Below are 19,505 nucleotides of genomic sequence, written 5' to 3'. Positions count from 1 at the left end.
TATGAGTAAGGAACCGCCAGCTCCTATCCCGCGGCTGACCGTCATCACGCTGGGCGTGAACGACATCCGCGCCAGCATTGCCTTTTACGACGCGCTCGGTTTCTCGCGCCGGCTCAAGGTAACCGGCGAGACCGTTGCGTTCTATGACACCGGCGGTCCGGTGCTCGCGTTGTTTCCCTGGGATCAACTCGCGGTCGACGCCAAATTGCCTGATCATCCGAGGCCATCGACGTTCCGCGGCATGACGCTCGCCTGGAATTGCCGCGCGCGTGAGGAGGTGGATGCGGTGCTGGTCTTCGCCGTCAGCAAGGGAGCCGCGTTGCTGAAGGCAGCACATGAGACCGACTACGGCGGCTATTCCGGCTATTTCGCCGATCCTGACGGCCATCCCTGGGAGGTCGTGGTCGCGCCCGGCATCGACGTCGGCGAGGACCGGCGGGTGCATCTGGCGGAATAGGGCGGCTGGCTTGAATAACGGGAATTGTTCGAGGTTCCCGATTGCGCAGGCCATGCCGCTTGCGCACGATCCCGGCCATGATTCGGGATCAATCCGCCAAGAAGCCGGCCAAAGGCGCGCCCAAAAAGGCTGCGCCTAAGAACGAGAAGGCTGCGCCTGAGAACAAGAAAGCTGCGCCCAAAAAAATCGCCAAGGCGCTGGCCGGCACAAAGAGCGCCATCATCGTTGCCCCAAGCTTCCGCCGTGAGCGCGCGCTGATCAAGTGCGGCGTTTGGCCGGTAGCGGGCTGCGATGAGGCGGGCCGGGGGCCACTGGCCGGTCCGGTGGTGGCGGCGGCGGTGATTCTCGATCCCGACCGCATCCCGCGCGGCATCGACGATTCCAAGCGCCTGACGGCCGAGGAGCGCGAAAGGCTGTTCGGCAAGATCTGCGCGACCGCCCAGGTCTCGGTGGCCGTCGCCTCGCGCTCCCGCATCGACCGCGACAACATCCTGCGCGCCTCGCTGTGGGCGCTGAAGCGCGCCGTGGTGGCGCTGCCCCAGCAGCCGCGGCACGTCTTCGTCGACGGCCGCGACCGGCTCGACACGGAATGCGATTGCGAGGCCGTGATCGGCGGCGACGGCATCGTCCTGTCGATCGCAGCGGCCTCGATCATCGCCAAGGTAACGCGGGACCGCCTGATGTGCGCGTTGGCGCAGGACTGTCCCGGCTACGGTTTCGAGCAGCATAAGGGCTACGCCGTGCCCGAGCACCTCGACGCGCTCAACCGCCTCGGTCCCACCGTCCACCACCGCAGCTTCTTCGCCCCCGTCGCCGCCGCACGCGCCAAGCACATGCCCTGGACGGTCGAGCCGGCGCAGGATCTGTTTGCGGTGACCGAGATCCAGCTGCAGGTGGACGCGAGCCTGGAAGTCGACGCGTCGGCAAATCTCTAGACGAGACTCAGTTGCCACGACGCGTCACGCCCTTTATCAAAACAGTCGTGAGCGAATAGGGCCGGCTTCACGGGTTGGCTGCATCTTTCGGACGTTACATGCGGTTTACCTCCCTGGTCATCGAGCTCATTCGCGCGCGGCCGCGGCTGATCGTCTGGATCGCCGTGCTGCTCCAGGCCGCGATGTGGCTGTTCGTGGCGCTCGTGTTTTATCGCAGCCCGCCCGGCAGTCTCGCGACCCTGCTGGCCTTCGGCCGCGAATACCAGGTCGGCACCGATCTCGGGCCGCCCTTGCCGGTCTGGCTCGCCGACATCGCCTATCGCGCTGCCGGCGGCCACCTGTTCGGTGTCTACGTGCTGGCCGAACTCTGCGGGATCGCGACGTTGATCACGCTCTATCATCTGTCCCGCGCGGTGGTCGGCCCCCAGCAGGCAGTGCTGGCCGTGCTGCTGACCATGACGCTGCTGGCCTTCTCCTCGCCCACACTCGACTTCGGCCCTCTGGTGCTGGCGCGACCGCTCTGGGCGCTGCTGCTGCTGCATTCCTGGCAGATCATCGGACAGCGCCGCGGCAACGCCTGGTTTGCCTGGTCGATCGAGGCCGGCCTCTTGCTGTTGACGACGCCGGCTGCGATCTTCCTGCTGCTGCTGATCGTCGTCTTCGCGCTCGCAACCGCGGACGGCCGCCGCACGTTGCGTGCCTTCGACCCGCTGTTTGCGCTGGTGGTCGTCGCCGTGCTGGCATTGCCCTATGCCGTCTGGCTGACGCGCGCCGAGGCGCTCGTCCTGCCGGCCCTGCCTGAGGTCGCCCAGCTCAATGCCCGTGCGCTGCACGCGGCCTGGCTGCTCGGGGGGCTCCTGCTCGGTGCGGCGGCGATCCCGGCGCTGACCGTCCTCAACACCGGCCTGTTCGTGCCCAAGAGCGAGGAGGCGCCGATCATCTACCGCCCGCCGGTCGAGCCGCTCGCACGTAATTTCGTCTATTTCTTCGCGCTGGCGCCGGCGCTCGGCGCGGTGCTGATCTCCGGCCTGCTGGGCCTCGACGCCGTCGTCGGCGGCGCCGGCGTCGTGCTGGTGTTGTCGGGGCTTGCCGTGGTCGTGGGGGCCGGCGATCTCATCGCGATGCGCCGCGCGAGGATGCTGCGGATGGTCTGGGCGGCTGCCGTCGTGGCGCCCGCAATCGGCGTCGTGCTCGCCGTCCTGCTGCTGCCGTGGACCGGTGCCAACGAGATCGCGACCTCGATGCCGGCCCGCGCGATTTCGGACTTCTTCGACGAGAGCTTTGCCCGCCGCACCAATCATCGCCTGCGCGCGGTCGCCGGCGAGACCCAGCTTGCGAGCTTGATCACGCTGCATTCCGGCCGGCCGCATCTCTTCATCGATGCCGAGCCCGCGCGTACACCCTGGATCAATCAGGCCAAATTCAGCGAGACCGGCGGCGTCGTGGTCTGGCGCGCTTCCGATACCGCCGGCACGCCGCCGCCGGACATCCTCGCGCGCTTTCCCGGCATCGTGCCGGAAGTCCCGCGCGCCTTCGAATGGCTGGTGACCGGACGCCAGCAACTCCTGCGCATCGGCTGGGCCATCGTGCGGCCGAAGGGGACTTAGTTGCTCGCTCTTTCGGTGGTCATTGCGAGGAGCCCTTGCGACGAAGCAATCCACAGCCCCTCCGCGGAAAGATTCTGGATTGCTTCGCTGCGCCCGCAATGACGGCGAAAGGCTGTACGGCCCCTCACGCCTCCGCCAGCACCTTCGCGATCGCGCGCAGATCCTGCCAGGCCAGCCGCTTGTACGACGGCGAGCGCAACAGATAGGCGGGATGGAAGGTCGGCAGCGCGCGAATGGTGCGCCCGCCCGTCTCGTAGTCGAACCAGCGGCCGCGGGTACGCATGATGCCTTCGCGGGTCGACAGCAGCGTCTGCGTCGAGGGATTGCCGAGTGTCACCAGCACCTCCGGATTCACCAGCTCGATCTGGCGCTGGATGAACGGCAGGCAGATTTGCGTCTCCTGCGGCGTCGGCGTGCGGTTGCCGGGCGGCCGCCAGGGAATCACGTTGGCGATGTAGGCCGTGGTGCGGTTGAGGCCTATGGCTCCTATCATCAAATCGAGCAGCTTGCCGCTGCGCCCGACGAAGGGCAGCCCCTCGATGTCCTCGTCGCGGCCCGGTGCCTCGCCGACGAACATGATGCGTGCCTGCGGATTGCCGTCGGCGAAAACCAAACGTGTCGCCGTGTGCTTCAGCGCGCAGCCGTCAAAGCTCTGCATCAGCTCGCGCAGCGCCTCCAAGCTTGGCGCGGTGCGTGCGGCCTCGCGCGCCGAGGCGATCGCGATGTCGGGCGCAGGTGCCGCCTCGCCGCGCATCACCGCGGGCGCGGCGACCGGCCGTGGGGCCTCGACTGGAGGTGGCGCGCGCGGGGCCGGAGGTGGAACATCCAATTCCGCCAGGCGGTCGATCGGTTCCTCCGCGAGCGTGCAATCGACTCCGGCCTCCAGATAGAAGGCGAGCAGCTCTCGGACCGTGGGTGCGGGTTCTGGGATCATCGGAAAGTCTGACTATTAGTCCAGTTTGGGGCGCCTTGCACCCCGGCGAAACGCATTTCCGAGGTTGTCCTACCCGGAAAAATCGGAAACAAGAGGGCGCAATCGACCAAGGACCGTCTCAAGGGCTGAGATCAGATGAGCACCGAAGAACTTCCCCCGCGCGAATCCATGGAATTCGACGTCGTCATCGTCGGCGCCGGTCCCTCGGGCCTGGCTGCGGCGATCCGGCTGAAGCAGATCAATGCCGATCTCAATGTCGTGGTGGTGGAGAAGGGCTCCGAGGTCGGTGCGCATATTCTCTCCGGCGCCGTGATCGATCCGGCCGGGCTCGACAAGCTGATCCCGGACTGGCGCGAGGATTCCGATTGTCCGCTCAAGACGCAGGTCAAGGACGACCGCTTCTTCTGGTTCACCGAGACCAGCGCGATCAAGCTGCCGAACTTCATCATGCCGCCGCTGATGGACAATCATCACTGCTATATCGGCTCGCTCGGCAATGTCTGCCGCTGGCTGGCGCGCAAAGCGGAAGCGCTAGGCGTCGAGATCTATCCCGGTTTTGCCGCGGCCGAAGTGCTCTATGACGACAATGGCGCGGTGCGCGGCATCGCCACCGGCGACATGGGGATCGGCCGGGACGGCAAGCCGAAGGACTCCTTTACCCGTGGCATGGAATTGCTCGGCAAGTACACGCTGTTCGCCGAAGGTGCGCGCGGCAGCCTGACCAAGCAGCTGATCTCGAAATACGCGCTCGACACCAAAAGTGAGCCGCCGAAATTTGGCATCGGGCTCAAGGAAGTCTGGCAGATCGATCCGGCCAAGCATCAGAAGGGCCTCGTGCAGCACGCGGTTGGCTGGCCCTTGAACAACAACACCGGCGGCGGCCTGTTCTTCTACCATTATGACGAGAACCTGGTGTCGATCGGTTTCGTCGTTCATCTCAACTACAACGACCCCTATTTGTCGCCATTCGACGAATTCCAGCGCGTCAAGAACCATCCGGCCGTCCGCGCGACGCTTGAAGGCGGCAAGCGGCTGGCTTACGGCGCGCGCGCCATCACCGAAGGCGGGTACCAGTCGGTGCCGCGGCTGAGCTTCCCGGGCGGTGCGCTAATCGGCTGCGCGGCCGGCTTCGTCAACGTGCCCCGGATCAAGGGCGTGCACAATGCCATGGGCACCGGCATGCTCGCGGCCGAACATGTTAACGTGGCTCTCGCTGCGGGCCGCGCCAATGATGAGCTGGTCGAATACGAGAACGGTTGGCGCGATTCCGTCGTCGGTAAGGACCTCTATCCTGTCCGCAATGCCAAGCCGTTGTTGTCGAAGTTCGGCACCTTCATCGGCGCCGGGCTCGGCATCTTCGACATGTGGTGCAACACGCTGTTCGGCGGCTCGCTATTTGGCACCCAGTCGCACGCGAAGCCCGATCGCGCGACGCTCGATCCGGCCAAGACCCACGCGCCGAGAACCTACCCGAAGCCGGACGGCAAGATTTCCTTCGACAAGCTCTCGTCGGTGTTCCTGTCCAATACCAATCATGAGGAGGACCAGCCGGTCCATCTCAAGGTCACGGACATGAACCTCCAGAAGACCTCCGAGCACGACGTGTTTGCCGGTCCCTCGAATCGCTATTGCCCGGCCGGCGTCTATGAGTGGATCGAGGAAGGTTCGGGCCCGCGCTTCCAGATCAATGCCCAGAACTGCGTTCACTGCAAAACCTGCGACGTGAAGGACCCCAACGGCAACATCACCTGGGTTCCCCCGGAGGGCGGCGGCGGTCCGAACTACGAGGCCATGTAGGCTGGGGTCAGCAAGTCACGATCCATGTGACCGAGGCCAATGTGACCAGAGTTGCGTGATCTTCGCCCTGTGACGCACGTTCGCGTGAGAACCCGGCCGCGGTCCCCGTGGTCACGATAAGGCCATACTGGCGGCGTCTTGGGGCGCTCTTGACGGGTCACTTGGCCGATTTGTGCCGTGCGGAGGGGATCGCCCGGCCCGAATCCTTGCGGTGAAGCGCCAAAAGCGGCATTGTCGGCCTGACGGTTCCGGGTCCCCATGCCACCGGCCGCGTTCGCTTGCGATACGGCCTTCTGCAAACCCAGGCACTACCAACTCAAGGCGAGCCCCGATGCTTTCAAATCGTTTCAACCGTTGGACTGTTGCCGCCATTGCCCTCATGGGCTCAGCGATGGCGACGGTCCCCGGCGCGGTCCGGGCGCAGACGCCGGACCATCCGTCCGACACGGCGGCGCAGTTTCCGACCCGAAACGATCTGAAGGCGCTGACCACCTCCGGCAGCTATCTCGCCGCCCGCCACGCCAGCGTCGAGCGCGACGCGGCCTCCGCCGCTGCATTCTATCGCTCGGCCCTGCGCACCGACCCCAAGAACAACGAGCTGCTCGACCGCGCCTTCATCTCCTCGGTCGCCGACGGTGACATCGACGAGGCTGTCAAGCTCGCCGAGCGCATCCTGACCATCGACAAGACCAACCGCGTTGCACGGCTCGTCGTTGGCGTGCACGATCTCAAGTTCAAGAAGTACGCGACCGCGCAGACCAACATCAACCAGTCGATCCGCGGTCCGATCACCGATCTCGTCGCCACGCTGCTGTCGGGCTGGGCCGCCTATGGTGCGGGGGATGCCAAGGGCGGCGTCGCCACCATCGACAAGCTGGCCGGTCCTGAATGGTATCCGCTGTTCAAGGATCTCCATGCCGGCATGATCCTCGAACTCGCCGGCAAGGAGAAAGACGCTGGCACCCGGTTCGAGCGTGCCTACAAGCTCGACGATTCCATGTTGCGTGTCACCGAGGCCTATGCGCGCTGGCTATCTCGCAACAAGGACTCGGCCGCCGCGACCACGGTCTACCAGGCTTTCGACAAGAAGCTCGCCCGCCATCCGCTGATCGTGGAAGGGTTGCGCGACACCAAGGCCGGCAAGAAGATGCCGCCGCTGGTCGATAGCGCGCAAGCCGGCGCCGCAGAAGCACTCTACGGCATCGGCGCCACACTGACCCGCCGCGGCGGCGAGGATCTGGCGCTGGTCTACCTCCAGCTCTCGCTCTACCTGCAGCCCACCCATCCCCTGGCGCTGCTCTCGCTCGCCGATCTCTATGAATCGGTGAAGCGGCCGCAGATGGCGATCAAGGTCTACGAGCGGGTGCCGTCGTCCTCTCCACTCAAGCGCAACGCCCAAATCCAGCTCGCCATCGATCTGGATTCCGCCGACCGCACCGACGAGGCGATCAAGATCCTCAAGGGCGTCACCACTGAGGATCCCAAGGATCTCGAAGCCATCATGGCGCTCGGCAACATCGAGCGCGGCCGCAAGAAGTTCGGCGAATGCGGCGCGACCTATTCGCAAGGCGTCGACGTGCTGCCGGCCGGCAACGATAAGGCCAACAGCGTCTGGTATTATTATCGCGGCATCTGCGAGGAGCGCTCCAAGCAGTGGGGCAAGGCCGAAGCCGACATGAAGAAGGCGCTCGAGCTGCAACCCGACCAGCCGCACGTCCTCAACTATCTCGGCTATTCCTGGATCGACCAGGGCATCAATCTCGACGAAGGCATGAAGATGATCAAGCGGGCAGTCGAGCAGCGCCCGGATGACGGCTACATCGTCGACTCCCTTGGCTGGGCCTATTACCGCATCGGCAATTACGAGGACGCGGTGAAGAACCTCGAGCGCGCCATTGATCTCAAGCCCGAGGATCCCACTATCAACGATCACCTTGGCGACGCCTATTGGCGCGTCGGCCGCACGCTGGAAGCCAAGTTCCAGTGGGCCCACGCCCGCGATCTCAAGCCCGAAGCGGATGAGCTTCCGAAGATCGAGGCCAAGATTGCAAACGGTATGACCGACGACAATTCGAACTCCTCGGCTGCGCAGGCGGAGAAGGAGAAGAAGAAGGACGACGGCAAGGGCGGCTGAGTGAGTTGAAGTTGGGGGCGTGTCGTCAATGCCGGCGTTGATTGAAGAAGGGCGCGCGAAGGTCAATCTGAGCCTTCGCGTGGTCGGCCGTCGTGCCGACGGCTATCATGATCTCGAAAGCGTGGTCGCCTTTGCCGACTGCGCCGACCGGCTCACGCTGGAGCCCGGCGGCGAGCTGAAGCTCACCACGACGGGGCCGCTCGCCGCGGCCTGCGGCAATATGGCCGACAACCTCGTGTTCAAGGCGGCCAAGCTCCTGGCCGAAGCCGTCCCGAACCTGAAGCTGGGCGCCTTCGCGCTCGACAAGGTGCTCCCGGTCGCCGCCGGCATCGGCGGCGGCTCGGCCGACGCCGCGGCGGCGCTGCGGTTGCTGGCGCGCCTCAACGATCTGTCGCTCGACGACGCCCGCCTCCAGAAGGTTGCGCTTGCGACCGGCGCCGACGTGCCGGTGTGTCTGTTCTCGCGCGCCTGCGACATGACCGGTGTCGGCGAGCAGCTGCTGCCCTTGATGCTGCCGAGCATGCCCTGCGTGATGGTCAATCCACGCGTGCCGGTCGCGACAAAGGACGTGTTCCAGGAGCTGGGCCTGCGCAACGGCGAACTCCTGGTCGGCGCCACGTCCGTCTTCGACGGCCCGGCCTGGCCAGGCGAGGGCGCCTCCATCGCCGACTGGATCGATACTCTCGAGACCGTCGCCAATGATCTCGAAGCGCCTGCGATGCGCATCAAGCCGGTGATTGGCGACGTGCTGGAAGCCTTGCGTGGCTCCGCCGGCGTCAAGCTCGCCCGCATGTCCGGCTCGGGGGCGACGTGCTTTGCGATCTATGGCGCATCTGCCGAGGCGCATGCCGCCGCCGAGAATATCCGCAGGGATCATTCCGGCTGGTGGGTGCACTCGGGAACGCTGAGCTAGATCTGCAATGACGCGGATGTTGCGGAGCTAGCCCGCAGCGTCCTCGCCAAGCCCGAGAAACCGCCGGATCTCACCCAACACCTCCTGCGGCTTGTCATGCTGCAGCCAGTGTCCGGCCCCTGCAATGGTCTCGACGCGCGCCTGCGGAAAGTAGCGCTCCAGCCCCGCGGCCCTCGCGCCAGCCAGAAAGCTTTCGCCGGCATTCAAGAGCAGCGTCGGACAGGTGATGCGCGACCACAGCGCGATGTGATCGTCCGGCCAGAGCCGGTGCGGCGCAGAGGCGCGCTGGTAGGGATCGAACTTCCAGCTATAGGTGCCGTCCTCGTTCTGCCGCGCGCCGTGGGTGGCGAGATGCAGCGCGAGCTCGCGAGACAGCCGCTTGTTGTGAAGGACCATCTGCGCCGCCGCGTCTTCGAGGGTCGAATAGCGGCGCGGTGCGCGGTCGTGCAACTTGTCGAGCTGACCGACCCACTTGCCGATCCGCTCATGCACCGGCGGTTTTGGTGTATCCGGCAACATCGTCACGCCGTCGAGCACGACCAGCTTCGAGACCTGTTCGGGGAATGCCCCTGTAAAGATCAGGCTGACCATGCCGCCCATAGAATGGCCGATGAGAGTGACTTGAGGCGCCGCGATGGCACGGACGAGCTGGGCCAGATCGTACACATACTCCGTCAGCGCGTAGCTGCCGCCCCTGGTCCAGTCGGAATCGCCGTGACCGCGCAGGTCCGGTGCGAGCACGTGAAAATGCGGCTGCAGCGACCGGGCGATGACGTCCCAGCTCCGGCAGTGATCGCGGCCGCCGTGAACCAGGATGGCGACCGGCGCGCCGTCGTTGCCCCAGTCGGCATAGTGCAGCCGCAGGCCGTGAGACTCGTAAATGCGGCTTTGCGGGGCGGGCATGGTGGCGCTATCCATTCACGGGCCGCCGCGCCAGTGCGAGCGACAGGCCGAGCCCTGCGATGAAGACGCCGGAGCCCTGGGTGAGACGTCGCATCAGATGCGGGCGTCCGATCAACTGCGTACGTGTCGCGGAGGCCATCAGCACCACCACGATATCGGCGAGCGTGTTCAGCGTCACCGAGAGCGCGCCCAACGTGATGAATTGCAGTGTCGGGTTCGATCCCGCCGGGTCAAGGAACTGCGGAATGAAGGCGAGGAAGAAGGCGGCGGTCTTCGGGTTCAGCGCCTCGACCAGCACGCCGTCGCGAAAGGCGCGCTTGTCGCCGACGGGCTTGCTGTCGAATGACGGCGCGCGGCTGGCGCTGCGAAAAGTCCTGATGCCGAGCCAGACGAGATAAAGTGCGCCGACGAATTTCACGGCGGCAAACAGCTCGGCGCTGGCAAGAATGATCGCGGAGATGCCGAAGCTGCCCGCGACCACATGAACCAGCCCGCCGAGCGCGGTGCCCGCGGTCGATGCAAAACCGCTGCCGCGCCCTTCCGATAGGGTCCGTGCCGCGACGTAGAAAATGCCGGGGCCGGGAACGGCGGCGATGAGACAAGCGGCGGCCAGGAACAGCCAGAAATTCGTGTTGATCATCCTGCTTTGGTAGCGATGCTTGCCGCGATTGCAAGGCCCGTCGACTAAGGCCCGTCGTTCAGCCCATCCGGCGGAAGATCACGCTGGCATTCACCCCGCCGAAGCCGAACCCGTTCGAGATCGCGTGCTGCATCGGCATCGGTCGCGCCACACCGGCGACGATGTCGATGCCGTCAGCGGCGGGATCAGGGTTTTCGAGATTGAGCGTCGGCGGCGCGATCTGGTCGCGCAGGGCGAGCACGGTGAAGACCGCTTCGAGGCCACCGGCGGCGCCGAGCAGATGCCCGGTGGCCGATTTGGTCGCGCTCACCGCGATGCCGCGGTGGCGGCCGAACAGCGCCGCGATCGCGCCAAGCTCGCTCTCGTCGCCGGCCGGCGTCGAGGTCGCATGCGCATTCAGGTGCTGTAAATCCGCGGGCGCAAGCTTGGCCTGCCGGAGCGCGATCTCCATGGCGCGCCGGGCGCCGTCGCCGTCAGGCGGACCCGATGTCATGTGATAGGCGTCCGCGGTCGTACCGTATCCGACGATCTCCGCGATCGGCCTCGCGCCGCGCGCCAATGCATGCTCCAGCTCCTCGATCACCAGGATGCCGGCGCCTTCGCCCATGACAAAACCGTCGCGGTCGCGATCGAACGGGCGCGAGGCGCGGGCGTCATTGAATCCGCTCGACAGTGCGCGGGCCGCGGCAAAGCCGCCGAGGCTGACGATGTCGATGCAGGCTTCCGCGCCGCCGCAGATCGCCACATCAGTCTCGCCCGCGCGGATCATGCGCGCGGCATCGCCGATCGCCTGAACGCCGGCAGCGCAGGCCGTGACCGGTGTGCCCAGCGCTCCCTTGTAGCCGTATTTGATCGAGACGTGGCCGGCGGCGAGATTGGCGAGGAAGGAGGGGATCGTGAACGGCGACAGCCGGCGCGGGCCGCGCTGTTCGGTGATGCGCACCGCCTCCGCCATTGCCGGAAAACCGCCGACGCCGGAGGCGATGATCGTCGCAGTTCGTTCCTGCGCCGCCGCGTCCTGCGGCGTCCAACCGGCCTGCGCAACCGCTTCCGCGGTGGCGAGCAGCGCGAACAGGATGAAGCGGTCCATCTTGCGCTGGTCTTTCGGCGCGGCGGCCTGCGCGGGATCGAAGCCGCCCTCTGCGTCATCGGCCTTGTCGGGCACGAGGCCGGCAATACGTGCGGGCAGCGCCTGCGACCATTCCGGCAGCGGGCGCAGCCCGCTTTGGCCGGCCAGCAGCCGGCGCCACGAAAGTTCGACACCGCAGCCAAGCGGCGACACCGCGCCCATTCCCGTCACGACGATACGACGCATGTCAGTCTCCAGCCGGCGCGACGGCCGGGTTCATGGCTTTGAGCGAGGTCAGCCGTTTACGCATGACACGGCTGGCGCGGGGGCCTGCGACGACGACCGCATTGGTGAGCGTGATCGGCTGCATGTCGGCGGCATCGACCACGACCGGATTGAACGGACGACAATCGTGCCGGTTCGCGAGCAGGATCGCTTCGCCCATCGGTGCGAGATGCTTGTTGCCCCAAGCGAGCAGGGTTGCGACCACGGGGAAGAAGTCCCGGGCCTTGTCCGTCAGCACATATTCGTAGCGCGGCGGCCGTTCATTGTAGCGGCGACGGACGAACATGCCGCTTTCGGTGAGATGGGCCAACCGCCGCGACAGGATGTTCGGCGCGATCCCGAGGCTTTGCGAAAATTCGTCGAACCTCGTTGCGCCCTGGAATGCATCCCGCAGGATCAAAATGCTCCACCATTCGCCGACCGTCTCCACAGCGCGGCCGACCGGACATTCCTGAATGGAGGGGGATTTGGGCTGCATGAGGGGAAGGTAGGAGAGTGGCTTGCAAAATGCAAGTTAGTAGGCGAACCGTTGGAACACTCCGACGGAGGTGTGCCGCAAGATGGCGCACAGGATTTGAATGCAAGTTGGAAGGCGGCCCTCGCACACCTAGCTCGTCATTGCGAGCGAAGCGAAACAATCAAGAGTCCCTTTGCGGGAAGAACCTGGATTGCTTCGCTGCGCTCGCAATGACGCTGTTAATGCGGTGGTGGCGCGTATCTCAACGATGTCGTCCCGGCGAAGGCCGGGACCCAATAGCCACGACTGTTGTTGTGGTGCACGATGGTTGCCACAGGCGCTAAGACAACGCTGACCGGGGTAATGGGTCCCGGCCTTCGCCGGGACGACACTGAGGGTGTGGCTACCAGCAAGCGCTAAGGATGCAGGTAGCTAATGCGACCGAGCCAGGCAGAACGCCACGACCTGCTCCAGCGCGCTCTTCATCGGCGAGGACGGGAACAGCGCCAGCGCGTCCACGGCCATGGCGCCGTAGTGCTGGGCGCGGCTGCGCGTGTCTTCGAGCGCGCGATGCTTGTTCATCAACCCGATGGCGTGGTCGAGGTCGGTGTCGCCGATCTCACCGCGCTCCAGCGCGCGGATCCAGAAGGCGCGCTCGGTGTCGTTGCCGCGGCGGAAGGCGAGCACGACGGGCAGCGTGATCTTGCCCTCGCGGAAATCGTCGCCGGTGTTCTTGCCGAGCTTGGCGCTCTTGCCGCCATAGTCGAGCACGTCGTCGACGAGCTGGAAGGCGATGCCGAGATTCATGCCGACCGAGCGGCAGGCGGTCTGCTCCGCCTTCGGGCGGTTGGCGATCACGGGCCCGACCTCGCAGGCGGCCGCGAACAGCTCGGCGGTCTTGCCGCGGATTACGGCGAGATATTCGTCTTCGGTGGTTGCGGTGTTCTTGGCGGCGGCAAGCTGCATCACCTCGCCCTCGGCGATGGTGGCGGCGGCCGCGGAGAGAATGTCGAGCGCGCGGAGCGAGCCGACCTCGACCATCATGCGGAAGGCCTGGCCGAGCAGGAAGTCGCCGACCAGCACGCTCGCCTCATTGCCCCAGAGCATGCGCGCCGACAGCTTGCCGCGGCGCATCTCGCTCTCGTCGACGACGTCGTCATGGAGCAGCGTGGCGGTATGCATGAACTCGACGCTGGCGGCGAGTTTGATATGGCCGTCGCCGGTGTAGCCGGCGAGGTTGGCCATGGCCAACGTCAGCATCGGCCGCAGGCGCTTGCCCCCGGAGGAGATCAAATGGTTGGCGACCTCCGGGATCATGGTCACGTCCGAACCGGTCCGCGACAGGATCGTGGCGTTGACGCGCTCCATGTCACCGGCGACAAGGGCAACCAGCTCTTCGATCGACGCGCCGGGAGTTTCGAAAGGTACGATGACGGCCACGCCGGTCTCCAATATTTGCCCCGGAAGGGCTATTCTGATGGAAAGACAATAGAAACTGGACGGGGATGCGGCAAGGGCCGTGGAACCATTGACATTTGGCGCTTAGTCCCCGTCAGGCAGGAGGCTGTGTTTTGCGAGAACTGGTTCGGACCAACGATATGGTGCTGGTGTCGGCGATCGGCGCGCTGCTCGACGGCGCCAACATCCATCATCTGGTGCTGGACCAGAACATGAGCATCATTGAGGGCTCGCTCGGCATTTTGCCGCGGCGGATCCTGGTCCACGAGGACGACGCCATCGAGGCCCGGCAGCTTCTGACCGAGGCCGGCCTCAGCCACGAACTGCGCGGCGATGAGTGAAGCACTGACAGACCTCACCGAGGACGCCTTTCTCGGCGGGCAATTGCGGCTGAAGCAGAAGCGGTCTGGCCATCGCGCCGGGCACGACGCCATTCTGCTCGCGGCGGCGACGGAGGCGAGGGCGGGCGACCGTGTCGTCGATCTCGGCGCCGGCATCGGCACGGCGGGCCTTGCGTTGGCTCGGCGCGTCGCCGGGATCAGGCTCGGCCTGCTCGAGATCGATCCGGAGCTGGCGGAGCTTGCGCGCGCCAATGCGGCCGCGAATGCGATTGCCGCCGAGACGATCGTGCTCGACGTCACCGCGGACGCGCAGGCCTTCGCAGCGAGCGGGCTCGCGCCCGACAGCGTCGACGTCGTGCTGATGAACCCGCCCTTCAACGATCCCGCTCGCCATCGCGGTTCGCCCGATCAGGCGCGCCAGATCGCGCATGTGGCGACGGATGAGACGCTGAATGCCTGGGTGCATGCGGCGCGGCGCATCCTCCGATCGCATGGCGCGCTGACATTGATTTGGCGCGCAGATGGGATCGCTGAGGTTTTGGCGGCGCTGTCGCGCGGCTTCGGCAGTCTCGCGATTCTGCCGGTTCACGGTGAAGCCGGGCGGCCCGCGATCCGCGTGCTGGTGCGCGCGGTCAAGGGCGGCAGGGCCCCGGCGCGATTGTTGCCGGGCCTCATGCTCAACGAGGAGTCACGCGTGTCGAAAAAAGAGGTGATGGATATTCTGGAGGGAAGGGCGGTTCTACCCCTGGTGGAACCGTGCTGAGCTATTGCGGAAGCGATTCCGACTGCTGCTCTTGCGGAGTCGTCAGGCGGATCGCCATGAACAGCGCACCGATCAGCAGCATCAGCAGATAGATTTTCATGGTGTTCTCCGCTGGCCCATTGCAGCCTCTCAACGGGTTTTCTGCAAAACACGTTCCGGGCCCTTCCAATGACAGTCGCGTGATAAGAAACGGTTAATCAGAGGTAATGGCATGGCCGAAAAATTGAACGATCGTGAGAGTTCCGGCCTGGCCGACAAGCTCATGCAATATCTGCCGGCGCGCTTCCGTCCCGGCACGGCCGTGGTGCCGGTGGTCCGGCTGTCCGGTGTGATCGGCGCAGTGACGCCGCTGCGCCCGGGCATGACGCTCGCGACGGTTTCGCGGGTTCTGGAGCGGGCGTTTTCGACGCGCAACGCCAAGGCGGTGGCGCTGGTGATCAATTCGCCCGGCGGCTCGCCGGTGCAGTCGCGCCAGATCTACCTGCGCATCAAGCAGCTCGCGGCGGAGAAGAAGCTGCCGGTGCTGGTGTTCGTCGAGGACGTCGCGGCCTCCGGCGGCTACATGATCGCGTGCGCCGGCGACGAGATCATCTGCGATCCGTCCTCGATCCTCGGCTCGATCGGCGTCGTCGGCGGCAGTTTTGGTTTCCAGGAGGCGATCAAGCGGCTCGGCATCGAGCGGCGCCTCTACACCGCCGGCGCGCACAAGGCGATGCTCGATCCGTTTCTCCCTGAAAACCCCGACGACGTCGCCAAGCTCAAGGCGCTCCAGCGCGAGATCCACCAGATCTTCATCGCGCTGGTGAAGGAGAGCCGCGGCGCGCGGTTGAAGGGCTCCGACGACACCCTGTTCACGGGCGAATACTGGGCCGGCGAGAGTTCGATCACGCTGGGGCTCGCCGACAGCATCGGCGATCTCCGCTCAACTCTTCGTGCCCGCTATGGCGAGAAGGTTCTCACCCCCGTGATAGCCCAGCCGACCGGTCTGCTCTCCGGCCTTTTGGGCCGGAAATCGCCCGGCGCGGGGCAGCTTTCGGCCATGGAATCAATGGCCAGCCTGCCGGACGACCTGATCTCGGCGGTCGAGACCCGCGCGATCTGGGCGAAATTCGGGTTCTAGACGGCGCCCCTCCGCGCCATTTGGCCCCAAGGAGACTTGAAGCCGTGCCAATTGCCGCGCGGCCCGGTCTGCGCAAGAATGCGCGTGGGGGCTGAGCATTGTGAACAAGGAATGACCGATGCCGCCGTTCGTCGCATTCGCGGGCGTCCTGGGCGGGCTTGCCGTGGTCCGCTGGGCCTACAAGACCGCCGTCGGGATCAACCAGGAGCTGGAGGAGATGCGCCTCTCGCGCGTCGCCGAGGCCGCCCATATGGGGGCCGTCCAGACGCTGAAGCAGGATCCCGTCACCGGAGCCTATCGGCCGGGTTAGCTGCTGCAGTCGTCATGGCCGGACTTGTCCCGGCCATCCACGCCTTGTCTCACCGCACGAAGAACGTGGATGCCCGGGACAAGCCCGGGCATGACGGAGAACTAGGCCCGAATCAACCCCCTTCACCTTGATTCCCACCCTTGCCGTCGATACGGTCCCGCGCGATTCAACCCCCCGCGAGAGCCCGATCTGACGATGGACGCCTCCTTGCCCGCCCATATGCGCCCGGAACGCTCGTTCCAGGGCTTTATCCTCGCGCTCCAGCGGTTCTGGGCCGAGCAGGGCTGCGTGATCCTGCAGCCCTACGACATGGAGATGGGTGCGGGCACCTTCCATCCGGCGACCACGCTGCGCGCGCTCGGGCCAAAGCCCTGGAATGCGGCCTATGTGCAGCCCTCGCGGCGGCCCAAGGACGGCCGCTACGGCGAGAATCCGAACCGGCTGCAGCACTACTACCAGTTCCAGGTGATCATGAAGCCGTCGCCGCCGAACCTTCAGGAGCTGTACCTGCAGTCGCTCGCCGCGATCGGCATCGATTCCGCCGTGCACGACATTCGCTTCGTCGAGGACGATTGGGAGAGCCCGACGCTAGGCGCCTGGGGCCTCGGCTGGGAGTGCTGGTGCGACGGCATGGAAGTCAGCCAGTTCACCTATTTCCAGCAGGTCGCGGGTGTCGAATGCGCGCCGGTCGCCGGCGAGCTCACCTACGGGCTCGAGCGCCTCGCGATGTACGTGCAGGGCGTCGACCGGGTCTACGACCTCAACTTCAACGGCCGCGACGGCGACGCCAAGGTCACCTATGGCGACGTCTTCCTGCAGGCCGAGCGGGAATATTCGAAGCACAATTTCGAAGTGGCCGACACCGCGATGCTGTTCGAGCAGTTCAAGATGGCGGAAGCCGTCTGCCGGAAATACCTCGATGCGGGTTGGAAAGATGGCAAGCGCGAGGCGCATCTGATGTCGCTTCCGGCCTATGACCAGTGCATCAAGGCAAGCCATGTGTTCAACCTGCTCGACGCGCGCGGCGTGATCTCCGTGACGGAGCGGCAGAGCTACATTCTTCGCGTGCGCGAACTGGCAAAAGCTTGCGGCGAGGCCTGGATACATACTGAAGCGGGCGGAGCGACCTGATGCCCGATCTTTTGCTTGAACTTTTCTCGGAAGAAATCCCCGCGCGCATGCAGGCCAAGGCGGCGGACGATCTGCGCCGCATGGTCACCGACAAGCTCGTCGCCGAGGGTCTCGTCTACGAAGGCGCGAAGGCGTTCGCGACGCCGCGCCGCCTTGCGCTTACCGTGCACGGCATCCCTGCGCGCCAGCCTGACCTGAAGACCGAACGCCGCGGACCGAAGATCGGTGCGGCCGACGCGGCCGTGCAGGGTTTTCTGAAAGCGACGGGTTTGACGTCGCTGGACGAGGCCAAGATCCAGCGCGATCCGAAGGGCGACTTCTACATCGCGCTGATCGAGAAGCCCGGCCGCGACGCCATCGACGTGCTCGCGGAAATCCTCCCCGTGATCATCCGCACTTTCCCTTGGCCGAAATCGATGCGCTGGGGCGCGCGCTCCGGCAAGCCGGGCTCGCTGAGCTGGGTGCGTCCGCTGCACGCGATCACCGCGACGTTCGGGCTCGAGACCGAAGAGCCCGATGTCGTCAAATTCTCGGTGGACGGCATCGAGGCCGGCCAGACCACTTACGGTCACCGCTTCATGGCTCCTAGCGCGATTTCCGTGCGCCGCTTCGAGGACTACGAAGCGAAGCTGAAGGCCGCAAAAGTCATCCTCGATCCGCAGGCGCGCAAGGACATCATCTTTGCCGACGCCAAGGAGGTGACCTTTGCGCAAGGGTTCGAACTGGTCGAGGATCAGGTGCTGCTCGATGAGGTTTCGGGTCTCGTCGAATGGCCCGTCGTCATGATGGGATCGTTCGAAGCGGAGTATCTCGCGATCCCCGACGAGGTGATCCGCGCCACCATCCGCAACAACCAGAAGTGCTTCGTCGTCAAAGATCCCAAGACGGGCAAGCTGACCAACAAGTTCGTACTCACCGCCAACATCGAGGCGCCCGACGGCGGCAAGACCATCGTCGCCGGCAACGAGCGCGTGATCCGTCCGCGTTTGTCGGATGCAAAATTCTTCTATGAGACGGACCTGAAGACCAAGCTGGAAGACCGGCTGCCGAAGTTCGAGCAGATCGTGTTCCACGAGAAGCTCGGCACCCAGGCTGCGCGCATCAAGCGCATCGAGCGTCTCGCCGCAGAGATCGCGCCGCTCGTCGGCGCCGATGTCGCCAAGGCGACGCGCGCCGCGCATCTGGCGAAGGCGGATTTGCTGACCGAAGTCGTCGGCGAATTCCCCGAGGTGCAGGGCCTGATGGGCAAGTACTACGCGCTGGCCCAGGGCGAGGACGCCTCCGTCGCTGCCGCCTGCGAGGAGCACTATAAGCCGCAAGGGCCTGCCGATCGCGTGCCGACCGATCCGGTCAGCGTCGCAGTCGCGCTCGCGGACAAGCTCGACACGCTTGTCGGCTTCTGGGCGATCGACGAAAAGCCGACGGGATCGAAGGATCCGTATGCGCTGCGCCGCGCGGCGCTGGGCGTGATCAGGATTGTGCTCGAAAATCAGACTAAGATTAGTTTGCGAGAACTCGCTTGGGGGCACTTAGAGCGCTCGTACGACAAACAATACTTGGAAGTTGCAGAAAAGCTTGATGATCTGATGGTCTTTTTCGAAGACCGGCTTAAGGTCCAATTGCGAGATCAGAAGGCGCGTTACGATCTCGTCGATGCGGTTCTCAACGCTGGTTCGTTGGTGCAAGGGCATCCAATAGTGGCGGTCGTCCGCCGCGTCGAAGCACTCGGAAAATTCCTCGATACCGACGACGGCAAGAATCTGCTGGCAGGCACCAAGCGCGCCAGCAACATTCTCTCGATCGAGGAGAAGAAGGATAAGCGCTTATTCGACGGCGCACCCGATGCCTCGCTCTACGCTCTCAGCGAGGAGAAGGCGCTGGCCCGCGCGATCGATGAAGTGACGGCCGAAGCCCGTGCCGCCGTCGCCGGGGAAGACTTCGCTGCCGCGATGAGTGCGATGGCCAAGCTGCGTCCGCCGGTCGATGCGTTCTTCGAGAAAGTTCGCGTCAACGACGAGGATGCGAAGGTGCGTGAGAACCGGCTAAAACTGCTCAACGAGATCCGCAGCGCCACGCGTGCGGTGGCGGATTTCTCGAAGATCCAGGATTGAGCGCGTCTTGGCGCAACTGGACACCGTCATGCCCGGGCTTGTCCCGGGCATCCACGTTCTTCTTCGCTCGTGGAGACGCGTGGATGGCCGGGACAAGCCCGGCCATGACGACGCAGTTGGTGGCCGCAATTGCTGTGCGC

General features: G+C 65.2%; 18 protein-coding genes. 12 read left to right on the top strand and 6 right to left on the bottom strand.

What is annotated here, in order from left to right; genetic code table 11:
* The first annotated feature begins 1 nt into the window (after position 1).
* The 3 genes from IVB07_RS28725 to IVB07_RS28715 all read left to right on the top strand — a co-directional run bounded on the left by IVB07_RS28725 (position 2) and on the right by IVB07_RS28715 (position 2,999).
* Positions 2–457, top strand: coding sequence for a VOC family protein (locus tag IVB07_RS28725; protein ID WP_018454911.1), 456 nt, complete (start codon positions 2–4; stop codon positions 455–457).
* Positions 458–534: 77 nt separating this feature from the next.
* Entirely contained in the window at positions 535–1,392 is an 858-nt protein-coding gene (locus IVB07_RS28720; protein WP_026232841.1) for a ribonuclease HII, read from the top strand.
* 98 nt (positions 1,393–1,490) lie between these two features.
* On the top strand, positions 1,491–2,999 hold the full coding sequence (locus tag IVB07_RS28715; protein ID WP_018454909.1) for a glycosyltransferase family 39 protein: 1,509 nt from the start codon (positions 1,491–1,493) through the stop codon (positions 2,997–2,999).
* A gap of 124 nt (positions 3,000–3,123) precedes the next feature.
* Here the strand turns inward: IVB07_RS28715 and IVB07_RS28710 are convergent, their stop codons facing one another.
* Positions 3,124–3,933, bottom strand: a complete 810-nt coding sequence (locus tag IVB07_RS28710; RefSeq protein ID WP_018454908.1) for a uracil-DNA glycosylase — start codon at positions 3,931–3,933, stop codon at positions 3,124–3,126.
* A 135-nt stretch (positions 3,934–4,068) separates the two neighbouring features.
* Between IVB07_RS28710 and IVB07_RS28705 the strand changes: the two genes are divergently transcribed.
* The 3 genes from IVB07_RS28705 to IVB07_RS28695 all read left to right on the top strand — a co-directional run bounded on the left by IVB07_RS28705 (position 4,069) and on the right by IVB07_RS28695 (position 8,777).
* Entirely contained in the window at positions 4,069–5,730 is a 1,662-nt protein-coding gene (locus IVB07_RS28705) for an electron transfer flavoprotein-ubiquinone oxidoreductase (RefSeq protein ID WP_018454907.1), read from the top strand.
* Between the two features lie 331 nt (positions 5,731–6,061).
* A complete protein-coding gene (locus IVB07_RS28700; protein ID WP_026232840.1) occupies positions 6,062–7,864 on the top strand; it encodes a tetratricopeptide repeat protein in 1,803 nt (600 codons plus the stop codon).
* A 28-nt stretch (positions 7,865–7,892) separates the two neighbouring features.
* Complete coding sequence (locus tag IVB07_RS28695; RefSeq protein WP_018454905.1) at positions 7,893–8,777, top strand: 4-(cytidine 5'-diphospho)-2-C-methyl-D-erythritol kinase; 885 nt, start codon at positions 7,893–7,895, stop codon at positions 8,775–8,777.
* A 27-nt stretch (positions 8,778–8,804) separates the two neighbouring features.
* Here IVB07_RS28695 and IVB07_RS28690 read toward each other — a convergent pair whose 3' ends face one another.
* From IVB07_RS28690 to IVB07_RS28670, 5 genes are all read right to left on the bottom strand, one after another.
* Positions 8,805–9,680: an alpha/beta hydrolase gene (locus IVB07_RS28690; protein WP_039799260.1), complete on the bottom strand. Its 876-nt coding sequence runs from the start codon at positions 9,678–9,680 to the stop codon at positions 8,805–8,807.
* Between the two features lie 7 nt (positions 9,681–9,687).
* Entirely contained in the window at positions 9,688–10,320 is a 633-nt protein-coding gene (locus tag IVB07_RS28685; RefSeq protein WP_018454903.1) for a LysE family translocator, read from the bottom strand.
* A 58-nt stretch (positions 10,321–10,378) separates the two neighbouring features.
* Positions 10,379–11,635 (bottom strand): beta-ketoacyl-ACP synthase II, encoded by a 1,257-nt coding sequence (gene fabF / locus IVB07_RS28680; protein ID WP_026232839.1) that lies wholly within the window; start codon positions 11,633–11,635, stop codon positions 10,379–10,381.
* Between the two features lies 1 nt (position 11,636).
* A complete protein-coding gene (locus tag IVB07_RS28675; RefSeq protein ID WP_018454901.1) occupies positions 11,637–12,152 on the bottom strand; it encodes a helix-turn-helix domain-containing protein in 516 nt (171 codons plus the stop codon).
* Positions 12,153–12,563: 411 nt separating this feature from the next.
* Positions 12,564–13,571 (bottom strand): polyprenyl synthetase family protein, encoded by a 1,008-nt coding sequence (locus tag IVB07_RS28670; protein WP_007594965.1) that lies wholly within the window; start codon positions 13,569–13,571, stop codon positions 12,564–12,566.
* Between the two features lie 131 nt (positions 13,572–13,702).
* Here IVB07_RS28670 and IVB07_RS28665 point away from each other — a divergent pair, with 131 nt between their 5' ends.
* From IVB07_RS28665 to glyS, 6 genes are all read left to right on the top strand, one after another.
* A complete protein-coding gene (locus tag IVB07_RS28665; protein ID WP_007607161.1) occupies positions 13,703–13,930 on the top strand; it encodes a DUF2007 domain-containing protein in 228 nt (75 codons plus the stop codon).
* Positions 13,923–14,693, top strand: coding sequence for a methyltransferase (locus IVB07_RS28660; RefSeq protein WP_204513854.1), 771 nt, complete (start codon positions 13,923–13,925; stop codon positions 14,691–14,693). The genes IVB07_RS28665 and IVB07_RS28660 overlap by 8 nt, the downstream gene beginning before the upstream one ends.
* Positions 14,694–14,904: 211 nt before the next feature.
* Positions 14,905–15,813: a S49 family peptidase gene (locus IVB07_RS28655; RefSeq protein WP_018454897.1), complete on the top strand. Its 909-nt coding sequence runs from the start codon at positions 14,905–14,907 to the stop codon at positions 15,811–15,813.
* Positions 15,814–15,931: 118 nt separating this feature from the next.
* A complete protein-coding gene (locus IVB07_RS28650) occupies positions 15,932–16,123 on the top strand; it encodes a hypothetical protein (RefSeq protein WP_018454896.1) in 192 nt (63 codons plus the stop codon).
* 195 nt (positions 16,124–16,318) lie between these two features.
* Positions 16,319–17,254, top strand: coding sequence for a glycine--tRNA ligase subunit alpha (locus IVB07_RS28645; RefSeq protein ID WP_085352612.1), 936 nt, complete (start codon positions 16,319–16,321; stop codon positions 17,252–17,254).
* Complete coding sequence (gene glyS, locus IVB07_RS28640) at positions 17,254–19,365, top strand: glycine--tRNA ligase subunit beta (RefSeq protein ID WP_026232838.1); 2,112 nt, start codon at positions 17,254–17,256, stop codon at positions 19,363–19,365. The genes IVB07_RS28645 and glyS overlap by 1 nt, the downstream gene beginning before the upstream one ends.
* Positions 19,366–19,505 lie beyond the last annotated feature (140 nt).

This window comes from Bradyrhizobium sp. 172, from assembly GCF_023101065.1.
GTDB lineage: Bacteria > Pseudomonadota > Alphaproteobacteria > Rhizobiales > Xanthobacteraceae > Bradyrhizobium > Bradyrhizobium canariense_D.
This window is presented reverse-complemented; position numbering and strand designations above follow the sequence as displayed.

Bases quoted from the DNA above. Each gene is read 5' to 3' on its own strand.
- IVB07_RS28725 (WP_018454911.1), top strand. From the start codon at position 2: ATGAGTAAGGAACCGCCAGCTCCTATCCCGCGGCTGACCGTCATCACG.
- IVB07_RS28720 (WP_026232841.1), top strand. From the start codon at position 535: ATGATTCGGGATCAATCCGCCAAGAAGCCGGCCAAAGGCGCGCCCAAA.
- IVB07_RS28715 (WP_018454909.1), top strand. From the start codon at position 1,491: ATGCGGTTTACCTCCCTGGTCATCGAGCTCATTCGCGCGCGGCCGCGG.
- IVB07_RS28710 (WP_018454908.1), bottom strand. From the start codon at position 3,933: ATGATCCCAGAACCCGCACCCACGGTCCGAGAGCTGCTCGCCTTCTAT.
- IVB07_RS28705 (WP_018454907.1), top strand. From the start codon at position 4,069: ATGAGCACCGAAGAACTTCCCCCGCGCGAATCCATGGAATTCGACGTC.
- IVB07_RS28700 (WP_026232840.1), top strand. From the start codon at position 6,062: ATGCTTTCAAATCGTTTCAACCGTTGGACTGTTGCCGCCATTGCCCTC.
- IVB07_RS28695 (WP_018454905.1), top strand. From the start codon at position 7,893: ATGCCGGCGTTGATTGAAGAAGGGCGCGCGAAGGTCAATCTGAGCCTT.
- IVB07_RS28690 (WP_039799260.1), bottom strand. From the start codon at position 9,680: ATGCCCGCCCCGCAAAGCCGCATTTACGAGTCTCACGGCCTGCGGCTG.
- IVB07_RS28685 (WP_018454903.1), bottom strand. From the start codon at position 10,320: ATGATCAACACGAATTTCTGGCTGTTCCTGGCCGCCGCTTGTCTCATC.
- fabF (WP_026232839.1), bottom strand. From the start codon at position 11,635: ATGCGTCGTATCGTCGTGACGGGAATGGGCGCGGTGTCGCCGCTTGGC.
- IVB07_RS28675 (WP_018454901.1), bottom strand. From the start codon at position 12,152: ATGCAGCCCAAATCCCCCTCCATTCAGGAATGTCCGGTCGGCCGCGCT.
- IVB07_RS28660 (WP_204513854.1), top strand. From the start codon at position 13,923: ATGAGTGAAGCACTGACAGACCTCACCGAGGACGCCTTTCTCGGCGGG.
- IVB07_RS28655 (WP_018454897.1), top strand. From the start codon at position 14,905: ATGGCCGAAAAATTGAACGATCGTGAGAGTTCCGGCCTGGCCGACAAG.
- IVB07_RS28650 (WP_018454896.1), top strand. From the start codon at position 15,932: ATGCCGCCGTTCGTCGCATTCGCGGGCGTCCTGGGCGGGCTTGCCGTG.
- IVB07_RS28645 (WP_085352612.1), top strand. From the start codon at position 16,319: ATGGACGCCTCCTTGCCCGCCCATATGCGCCCGGAACGCTCGTTCCAG.
- glyS (WP_026232838.1), top strand. From the start codon at position 17,254: ATGCCCGATCTTTTGCTTGAACTTTTCTCGGAAGAAATCCCCGCGCGC.